Source organism: Sphingomonas mangrovi, from assembly GCF_047975845.1.
Taxonomy (GTDB): Bacteria; Pseudomonadota; Alphaproteobacteria; order Sphingomonadales; family Sphingomonadaceae; genus Sphingomonas.
Window position 1 is genome coordinate 1 of sequence record NZ_JBIUCZ010000068.1, and the last position, 2,648, is coordinate 2,648.

The window sequence follows — 2,648 nt, forward strand, 5'->3', positions numbered from 1 at the left end:
CCGCTGCTCGGCCGAATAGTAGATCCGCTTGCGCTGCCTCATCGCTCACACCCTCCTCACCTCGAGAATGATGCGTTGCGACCACCGGTTGAACCCACAGTGGGAAGCGGCCGTCCGGCCGATGCTCGGCAGTTCCGGGCGTTCATGCCGGAACTGGATGCCCCGCGTGGATTCGAACCACGATTGACGGAGTCAGAGTCCGTAGTCTTACCATTAGACGACAGGGCAACGTCGTGTGAGGGCGCGCTGTTAGGGGCCGGCGGCGGCGCGGTCAAGCCTGTTTCGTCGCGCGATCCCAAGATCCCCCGGCGCCGCGACCCGGCGACCGTCGCGGGCGGTCCGGCGCGGATCGGGACGGGCGGCGTGCCGGCGCCGCTCGCTCGCCTTGCCGTCGCCGAAAGCTTCCGCTAGTTTTTTCGGCAAGCACCGAGCGGCGGGCGTCTTTCCGCCGTGACGGACAGAACATAAGAACAAGAAAGTGACGGCATGGGGGAAAATACCGCCCGGTTGCCGCACCGGCGGGGCAATGCCCCCGCCCGTCCGGGACCGCATGCACAGGCGCCAGCGCGCCTGCCGAGAGCGCGCCATTTCGCGGCGCTCGACCTCGGCACCAACAACTGCCGGCTGCTGATCGCCCGCCCCCAGGGCGCGGGCTTCGCGGTGGTCGACGCCTTTTCGCGGATCGTCCGACTCGGCGAAGGGCTCGCCGCCACCGGGCGGCTGAGCGACGCCGCGATCGAGCGCACCATCGCCGCGCTCAAGATCTGCGCCGACAAGCTGCGCCGTCGCAACGTCACCCTGTCGCGCGCGGTGGCGACCGAGGCGTGCCGGCGCGCCTCCAACGGCGGCGACTTCATCCGGCGCGTACACGAGGAGACCGGTATCTTTCTGGACGTGATTTCGGCGGAAGAGGAAGCGCGGCTGGCGGTGCTCGGCTGCCACGCGCTGCTCGAACCCGGCGACGGCCCCGCGCTGGTGTTCGACATCGGCGGCGGATCGACCGAGCTGGTGCTGCTCGACACCGCCGGCCCAGTGCCGAGCGTGGTCGACTGGCACAGCGCCCCCTGGGGCGTGGTGTCGCTGACCGAGAGCCTGGGCGCCGGCCGCGCCGCGCCGATCGCCAGCGGTGCGTTCGACGCGATGCGGCGCTGCGTCGCCGACAGCTTCGCCCCCTTCGCCAAGCGGCTGCCCGCGGTGGACGGCCAGCGCCGGCTGCTCGGCACCAGCGGGACGGTGACCACGCTCGCCAGCGTCCACCTGGGGCTCGACAGCTACGACCGGTCGGCGATCGACGGGCTGATCGTGCCGGCGGACGCGATGCGCCAGGTCAGCCGGCAGCTCGCCGAGCTGGAGCTGTCGGGCCGCGCCAAGGTGCCGTGCATCGGCCCCGAGCGCGCCGATCTGGTGGTCGCGGGCTGCGCGATCCTGGAGGCGATCCTGGACCTGTGGCCCGCCGAGCGGCTGGGCATCGCCGACCGCGGCATCCGCGAGGGCATCCTGCGCCGGCTGATGCAGGGGCGCTACCTGTGACCCGCGGCCTGCCGCCCGGCCGCCAGCGCGTCCGCACCGCCCGCGGCCGCACCGCCCAGTCGACGCGCTGGCTCGAGCGCCAGCTCAACGACCCGTACGTCAAGCGCGCGAAGGCGGAGGGCTATCGCAGCCGCGCCGCCTACAAGCTGCTGGAGCTGAACGAGCGCTTCCACCTGCTGCGCGGGGTCAAGCGCGTGGTCGACCTGGGCATCGCGCCGGGCGGCTGGTCGCAGGTGGTGCGCAAGCTCGCGCCGTCCGCGCAGGTCGCCGGCATCGACCTGCTGCCGGTCGACCCGATCGACGGCGTCACCATCCTCCAGCTCGACTTCCTGCACGAGACCGCGCCCGACCTGTTGCGCGAGGCGCTGGGCGGCGAGGCGGACCTGGTGCTGTCGGACATGGCGGCGAACACGGTCGGCCATCCCCAGACCGACCACCTGCGCACGATGGCGCTGGTCGAGGCCGGCGTCCTGTTCGCCTGCGAAGTGCTGCGCCCGGGCGGCGGCTTCGTCGCCAAGGTGCTGGCGGGAGGCGCGGACAACGCGCTGGTCGCCGAATTGAAGCGCAACTTCGCAACGGTGAAGCACGCCAAGCCGCCGGCGAGCCGCAAGGACTCGTCGGAATGGTACGTGATCGCGCAGGGATTCAAGGGCCGGGCGAAGGGGGCGCCGGAGGAGCCGGCGGACGATTCGATCGTAGACTGATGAGCGAACGGGCGGAAATTGGGTGAAAGGCGGACTTCCTCATAGCTACGCTTCCGGCATGCGGAACTTCCTCAAAAGCTACGCACGGCGACGCCCCTACAGACTCGCAAGTCTCACGCTAGTTGTGCTCCTCGCCCTCGACCTTTCCGCCGTCGAGACTCTTTCCGGCCCGGAGTGGCTGGCCTTTCTGCTGAGCCTCCCCATCTACATAGTTCTCGTCGGGATCACTTATTATCGACTCCGGGACGCGAACCTGTCGGCAAATTGGTTGATCCTGATGATCATCAGTCCGACCTTCGGGCCTAAATGGGTGTGGGTTCAACCGGTGGTCGCAACGGCTTGGGCGAAGGTCTCAGCCGGCGTCTTGTAGAGCAAGGTTTTTCTGGGCCGCTCGTTGAGCTGGCGGGCGATGGC

The 2,648-nt window shown here is 69.7% G+C and carries 2 protein-coding genes and 1 tRNA gene; 2 read left to right on the top strand and 1 reads right to left on the bottom strand.

The features are described 5' to 3' along the window. Positions 1-154: 154 nt before the first annotated feature. Positions 155-228, bottom strand: a tRNA-Gln gene (locus tag ACBY01_RS17115). Positions 229-486: 258 nt separating this feature from the next. On the opposite strand from ACBY01_RS17115, the gene ACBY01_RS17120 reads away from it, so the two are divergent. Then, positions 487-1,530 (top strand): Ppx/GppA phosphatase family protein, encoded by a 1,044-nt coding sequence (locus tag ACBY01_RS17120; protein WP_416462195.1) that lies wholly within the window; start codon positions 487-489, stop codon positions 1,528-1,530. Further along, positions 1,527-2,234, top strand: a complete 708-nt coding sequence (locus ACBY01_RS17125) for an RlmE family RNA methyltransferase (protein WP_416462196.1) — start codon at positions 1,527-1,529, stop codon at positions 2,232-2,234. Before ACBY01_RS17120 ends, ACBY01_RS17125 begins: the two co-directional genes overlap by 4 nt. Positions 2,235-2,648 lie beyond the last annotated feature (414 nt).

Excerpts from the sequence above, each read along its gene's own strand:
- ACBY01_RS17120 (WP_416462195.1), top strand. The coding sequence starts at position 487 with ATGGGGGAAAATACCGCCCGGTTGCCGCACCGGCGGGGCAATGCCCCC.